Raw genomic sequence first — 6,726 nt, forward strand, 5'->3', positions numbered from 1 at the left:
CGATCTCGTCGACCTCGCCGAGGAGAACGAGGTCATCGAGCGCGAGGAACGCGACATGATCGCGTCGGTGTTCGAGCTCGGGGACACCCTGGTGCGCGAGGTGATGGTGCCGCGTCCGGACATGCTCTTCATCGAGTCGACGAAGACCGTCCGGCAGGCCCTCGCGCTGGCCCTGCGCAGCGGCTTCTCGCGGATCCCCGTCATCGGGGAGAGCGTCGACGACGTGGTGGGGATCGCCTTCCTCAAGGACATGGTCCGCCGGGAACGCGAGGGGGGCGAGGACGGTGCGATCGCTGAGATCATGCGTTCGCCCGCGCTTGTGCCCGAGAGTAAGCCCGCGGACGACCTGCTCCGCGAGATGCAGGCGTCGCGCACCCACATGGCGATCGTCATCGACGAGTACGGTGGAACGGCCGGACTCGTCACCATCGAGGACATCCTCGAGGAGATCGTCGGTGAGATCACCGACGAGTACGACAACGAGGTTCCGCCGGTGGAGTGGATCGACGCTGACACCGCGCGGGTAACCGCCCGGCTCGACATCGACGATCTGGCGAAGCTGTTCCACTTCGATGTGGACGACCTGCCCGGCGCGGACGACACCCTCACCGTCGGTGGCCTGCTGGCCACGGCCCTGGGACGGGTGCCCATCCCGGGTGCGACGGTCACGGTCGGCGGGTTGCGGCTGTCGGCGGAACGGGCCGCCGGCCGGCGTAACCAGATCGGCACCGTGGTCGTCCAGCGGTTGCCGCATCCGTCGAACGGCGACGACGGCTCGCCGCCTCCCCGATCCGACGACGGCGGCGAACCCGTGCGCAGCTCGTCGTCGGACCGAAAGGTGAATTCGTGACCGCCGACGTGACCCGGTCGGGGACCGTGCCTGCCGATGGCAACTCGGCCGACGGCGCCCCGGCTCTCGACCTCGCCGCCGAGGACGCGAAGCTCGTGGTGCTGGCCAGGGCGGCGCGGCTGCGTGCCTACGCCCCCTCGGGCGACCCTGCGGAGGGGGCGGCGCTGCGTGACACCGACGGTCGCACCTACGCGGCGGCGACTCTCGGCCTGGGCCGGGCCGAGCTAGCGATCTCGGCGCTGCGCGCGGCGGTGGCCGCCGCGGTGTCCAGTGGCGCCCGCCGGTTCGAAGCTGCCGCGGTGGTCACGCAGAAGGACGAGCTCGACCGCGCCGACCTGGCGACGTTGGCCGAGTTCGGCGCCGGGATCCCGGTGTTCCTCGCCGGCCCGGACGGCGTCGCCCGGACCAGGGTGACCACCTAGCGTGTCGACAACGACCTCGGTGCCGTTCCGGGCCGGCTTCGCCTGCCTCGTCGGACGGCCCAACGCCGGCAAGTCGACGCTGACGAACGCGCTGGTAGGGACGAAGGTCGCCATCACCAGCGGGCGACCACAGACCACTCGGCACGCCATCCGCGGCATCGTCCACCGCGACGACGCCCAGCTCGTCCTGGTCGACACCCCGGGGTTGCACCGGCCGCGCACGCTGCTCGGGCAGCGGCTCAATGACGTGGTGCGGGCCACGCTGTCCGGGGTTGACGTCGTCGGTTTCTGCATGCCCGCGGACGAGCCGGTCGGCCGGGGGGACCGCTTCATCGCCGAGGAGCTGTCCCGGCTGCCCAAGCGCACCCCGGTGGTCGCCATCCTCACCAAGACAGACCGGGTCGCCGATCCCGATCGGATCGGCGCCCGCCTGCTCGAGATCGCCGGGCTCGGCGAGTTCAGTGACATCGTTCCAGTCAGCGCGGTGCGCTCCTACCAGGTCGACGTGCTCGCCGACGTGCTCGTCGCCCGGCTGCCCGCCGGGCCTGCGCTGTATCCCGGTGGGGAGCTGACCGACGAACCGGAACAGGTGATGGTCGCCGAACTCGTCCGTGAGGCCGCGTTGGAGGGGGTCCGCGACGAGTTGCCGCACTCGCTCGCCGTCGTGGTGGAGGAGATGGTCCCCCGGGAGGGCAGGCCGGCGCAGCGTCCTCTCCTCGACGTCCGGGTGAACGTCTTCGTCGAGCGGCCCAGCCAGAAGGCGATTGTCATCGGGACCAGTGGATCCCGCCTCAAGGAGGTCGGTTCCCGCGCCCGTACCCAGATCGAGGCGCTCCTCGGCACCCCGGTCTTCCTCGATCTACATGTCAAGGTCGCCAAGGACTGGCAGCGCGATCCGCGTCAGCTGCGTCGCCTGGGGTTCTGAGCCGGCTCGCCGCCGGGCCCCACCGGGGCACCGTCCATGCCGCGTCCATGCCGCCATGTACTGCCGTACCTACCCCCGGCTATGGGAACGGGATGCCCGGCGGGCTCCTCAGGAGAACATCCCGGCTGGTACCGGCCATCTGCCGGGCGACCTCGCTTCACCGCATGAACTCGGGGCCGTGCAACCATGGGCGGGTGCCGGTGTATCGCGACGAAGGTGTCGTCCTGCGCACGGCCCCCCTCGCCGAGGCCGACCGCATCATTACCGTGCTCACCCGTCGGACCGGTCGGGTGCGGGCCGTCGCCAAGGGTGTCCGCAAGACGTCCTCGCGGTTCGGGTCGCGGCTGGAGCCGGGCACGTACGTCGATCTGCTGCTGCATTCCGGCCGGGCGCTGGACACGGTCACCCAGGCGGACATCATCTCTCCCTACGGCGCCACGATCGCCGTCGACTACCCGAGGTACACCGCGGCCGCGGTGATGCTCGAGACCGCCGAGCGGTTGACCAGCGAGGAACGCCAGCCCGCCCTGCGGCTGTTCCTCCTGCTCGTCGGTGGTCTGCGTACGCTCGCCGGCGGGGAGCGCCCACCCGCGCTCGTCCTCGACGCGTTCCTGCTGCGGGCGCTCGCGGTGTCCGGGTATGGGATGGCCCTAGACGACTGCGCGCGCTGCGGTGGGCCTGGGCTGCACCTGTCGTTGTCCGTGTCGGGCGGCGGCGTAGTGTGCCCGCAATGTCGCCCGCACGGTGCGGCGTCGGTGTCCGCGGGTGCGGTGCGGCTGCTCGCGGATCTGTTGTGCGGTGACTGGGACGGTGCACTGGTCAGTGACGCCCGCGCCCGGCGGGAGGCCGGTGGCATCGTCGCCGCCTATCTCCAGTGGCATCTCGAACGCGGGCTTCGCGCGCTGCCTCATCTGGAGAGGGCGTGACGCGGCCGGGCGCCGTGGTGGAGGTCTCGCGCGTGCGCTGGGACGGTCGTCCCGGGGAGGCGGGCTAGGCGGCCTGGGTGCGACCGCCGGGGAACGGGACCATGGGAGCGGGACGGCGGCGAGCGGGCCGTGGCGGAAGGACGAGGACGGACATGGTGAGGCGGAAAGCGGTGGTGGGTGCGTCCGGCGCGACCCGGCGCCGACGGGGGGACGATGTGGTGATGGCAGGGATCGGCAGGACGGATTGCGGCTTGAAGCCGCCCCGGACGGGTACGGGGAGGTAGGCGGTGGCACTGCGTAATGATGTGGGGATGCGGTTCCGCGATCCGCATCCCCATCCCTCCGGCGCGCGGCCTCCGGTTCTGCCGTCGCGTCTCGTCCCGCGGCATGTGGGCATCGTCATGGACGGCAACGGACGGTGGGCGAAGAGGCGCGGGCTGGCGCGGACAAAGGGGCACGAGGCCGGCGAGGACGCCCTGTTCGACTGCGTCGAGGGCGCGATCGAGCTCGGGGTCCGATGGTTGTCGGTGTTCGCCTTCTCCACGGAGAACTGGAAACGGTCACCGGACGAGGTGGCGTTCCTGATGCGCTTCACCGACGGGGTGTTCGGCCGGCGCATCGAGGACATGCACGCGCTCGGTGTGCGGGTTCGCTGGGCGGGTCGTCGTCCCCGGCTGTGGGGGAACGTGATCAGGCGACTGGAGTCGTCCGAGGAACGTACCCGTGACAACGACCGGCTCACCCTGGTGATGTGCGTGAACTACGGCGGCCGGGCCGAGATCGCCGATGCCGCGGCGGCGATCGCCCGGGACGTGCGGGAGGGCCGGCTGCGCGTCGATCGGATCGATGAGGCGACCATCGGCCGCTACCTGGACGAGCCCGATATGCCCGATCTGGACCTCGTCATTCGGACTTCCGGGGAACAGCGGCTCAGCAACTTCCTGCTCTGGCAGGCCGCCTATGCCGAGTTCTCGTTCGTCGAGACGCTCTGGCCGGACTTCGACCGGCGCGATCTGTGGTCCGCCTGTGAGGACTTCGCCCGACGGGACCGGCGCTACGGCGGAACCGTCGCCCACCACGTCTGATGCCCGGGCCCGACGTTCCGACTGGACCAGACGCTTCCACCGTGCCCGACTGGGCGGCGCCGACGGCCGGTGCTCCGGTCGTTGCCCAGATCGCCTTCGCCGTGCCCGGGGACGCCAGCCCGGGCGGGGCGGGGTTCGCCGCGGCGGCACGCCCGGCGCTCGACGCGCTCGCCCGGGCCCCGGGATTCCGTGGTGGGCGGATCGCCCAGGCGCCCGACGAACCCGGCTCGTGGCTGATGACCACCGAGTGGGACGGGCCGGGTGCGTGGCGTCGCGCGTTGTCCGCCTTCGAGGTGCGGTACGCGCTGACGCCGCTGCTCGTCTTCGCGGTCGACGGGCCCGGCACCTTCGAGGTGCTGGTGTCGGTGGACGGGCCGGGTGGTTCGGCGCGGACCCATCGGTCCGACCGTGCGCCGGACGCCGGCACCGCGGCCCCCGGCGAGCTGCCGCGCTCCGCCGGTGCGCCGGGCACCGGCCGGCCGTGACCAGCCGCGGGATTGCCGGTGGGTACCGGTAGCCTCGACTCAGCATCATGGAATCTACGATCTATGGGTTGTGGATCTATGATGTGCAGATCTATGGATCATGGATCATGGATCATGGATCTGTGAATCATGGATTCGGAGTGTCGATGTCCCTTGGACAGTCCCCTCCCTGACCGCCTGACCGCTCTCTCCGGACACCGGTCGCCGGCGGGCCGGTGTCCCGTCCCCGGAACCGGGGTGTCCGCCCCACTCGTGACCGCGACAGCGAAATGCCGAGGCTCGCTCGATGTTGACCATGCAGGACGCGCTGCTGGCGCTGACCCGTTACTGGACCGACCGCGGCTGCATGATCGTGCAGCCGTTCAACACCGAGGTCGGCGCTGGTACGCTCAACCCAGCCACAGTGCTGCGGGTGCTCGGACCGGAGCCGTGGCGGGTCGCGTACGCCGAACCCTCGGTCCGTCCCGACGACTCCCGCTACGGCCACAATCCGAACCGGCTGCAGACCCACACCCAGTTCCAGGTCATCCTCAAACCGGACCCGGGCAACTCCCAGGAGCTCTACCTGGGCAGTCTCGCGGCGCTCGGCATCGACACCGCCGCCCACGACGTCCGGTTCGTCGAGGACAACTGGGCCTCGCCCGCGCTCGGTGCCTGGGGCCTGGGCTGGGAGATCTGGCTCGACGGCCTGGAGATCACCCAGTTCACCTACTTCCAGCAGGCCGGTGGCCAGACGCTCGACACCGTCAGTGTCGAGATCACCTATGGCGTGGAACGCATCCTCATGGCCCTGCAGGGCGTCCGCCACTTCAGCGAGATTGCTTACGCCCCCGGCATCTCCTACGGCGAGGTGTTCGGCCAGGCCGAGTACGAGATGTCCCGGTACTACCTCGACGACGCCGACATCGACACCGTGCGCCGGCTCTACGCCGACTATGCCGCCGAGGCCCGCCGGCTCATCGACGCCCGGCTGCCCGTCCCCGCGCACTCCTACGTGCTGAAGTGCTCGCACGCCTTCAACATCCTCGATTCCCGGGGCGCGGTCTCCACCACCGAGCGGGCCACCTCCTTCGCGCAGATGCGCGGACTGTCGCGGGAGGTCGCGGCGCTGTGGCGGGACCGCCGCGAGGAGCTTGGCCATCCCCTCGGGGTGGCCTCCCCGCCACCGGCCGCGGTGCCCGCCGCGGTGACCACCCAGATCGAGGCGCCGGCCACCCTGCTGTTCGAGATCGGGACGGAGGAGCTCCCGGCGGCCGAGGTAACCCGGACCATCGAGGCGGTGCGCGCCGGCCTCGTCGAGCGGCTAGCGGCCACCCGCCTCACGCACGGTGCGGTCCGGGTGCTGGGCACTCCCCGGCGCATCGTGGCGATTGTTGACGAGGTGGCGCCCCGGGAGCCGGACGTCGAGCGGGTCGTCCGCGGCCCGCGCGTTTCGGCCGCCTACGACGCCGCCGGCGCGCCGACGAAGGCCGCCGTCGGGTTCGCGCGTGGTCAGGGCGCGGATCCCGCCGGCCTCCAGGTCGTCACCCACCGCGGTGTCGAGCATGTCGCGCTCGTGCGCACCGAGGCTGGCCGGGACGCCGCCCGGGTGCTGGCTGGGGTGCTCGGTGAGCTGGTGGCGGGGCTGCGCGCGGAGCGCAATATGCGTTGGAACGATCCGGCCCTGTCGTTCAGCCGGCCGGTGCGCTGGCTGCTCGCCCTGCTCGGCGAGGCCGTGGTGCCGGTGGCGGTGTCGACGCTCGCGGCCGGTCGGACCACCCGCGGCCACCGGCGGGCCGGCTCCCCGCCGCTCGACGTGCCGAGCGCGTCCGGCTACCCCGAACTGCTCGCCGCCCGCTCGGTCCTGCTCGACCCGGTAGTTCGCCGCGAGCTCGTCGTCGAGGAGGCGGCCAAGCTCACCGCGGACTCCGGCGGTCACATCGACCTCGTCGCCGAGGCGGACGTGCTCACCGAGGTGGCGAACCTCGTCGAGTTCCCGCGCCCGATCCTCGGGTCCTTCGAGGAACGCTTTCTGGACCTGCCGGCGGAGATCC

General features: G+C 71.4%; 7 protein-coding genes. All 7 read left to right on the top strand.

Translation table 11 applies throughout. The annotated features are described in order from the left end of the window. Positions 1 to 850: hemolysin family protein (locus ACY45C_RS11985; protein WP_462187696.1), on the top strand; the 850-nt coding region annotated here is incomplete at its 5' end. Next, positions 847 to 1,272, top strand: a complete 426-nt coding sequence (locus tag ACY45C_RS11990; RefSeq protein WP_462187697.1) for a cytidine deaminase — start codon at positions 847 to 849, stop codon at positions 1,270 to 1,272. The genes ACY45C_RS11985 and ACY45C_RS11990, both read left to right, overlap by 4 nt. Position 1,273: 1 nt before the next feature. Next, positions 1,274 to 2,197 carry a GTPase Era gene (era, locus tag ACY45C_RS11995; RefSeq protein ID WP_462187698.1) on the top strand — a complete coding sequence of 308 codons (924 nt, stop codon included), beginning with the start codon at positions 1,274 to 1,276 and terminating at the stop codon, positions 2,195 to 2,197. Positions 2,198 to 2,391: 194 nt separating this feature from the next. After that, complete coding sequence (gene recO / locus ACY45C_RS12000) at positions 2,392 to 3,123, top strand: DNA repair protein RecO (RefSeq protein WP_462187699.1); 732 nt, start codon at positions 2,392 to 2,394, stop codon at positions 3,121 to 3,123. A 287-nt stretch (positions 3,124 to 3,410) separates the two neighbouring features. After that, positions 3,411 to 4,208, top strand: a complete 798-nt coding sequence (locus ACY45C_RS12005; RefSeq protein ID WP_462187700.1) for an isoprenyl transferase — start codon at positions 3,411 to 3,413, stop codon at positions 4,206 to 4,208. A gap of 41 nt (positions 4,209 to 4,249) precedes the next feature. Continuing rightward, positions 4,250 to 4,693: an antibiotic biosynthesis monooxygenase gene (locus ACY45C_RS12010; RefSeq protein ID WP_462187702.1), complete on the top strand. Its 444-nt coding sequence runs from the start codon at positions 4,250 to 4,252 to the stop codon at positions 4,691 to 4,693. A gap of 286 nt (positions 4,694 to 4,979) precedes the next feature. Then, positions 4,980 to 6,726, top strand: a 1,747-nt coding sequence (locus tag ACY45C_RS12015; protein ID WP_462187703.1) for a glycine--tRNA ligase subunit alpha, incomplete at its 3' end; no start/stop codon positions are given.

Source organism: Frankia sp. CcWB2 (assembly GCF_977927585.1).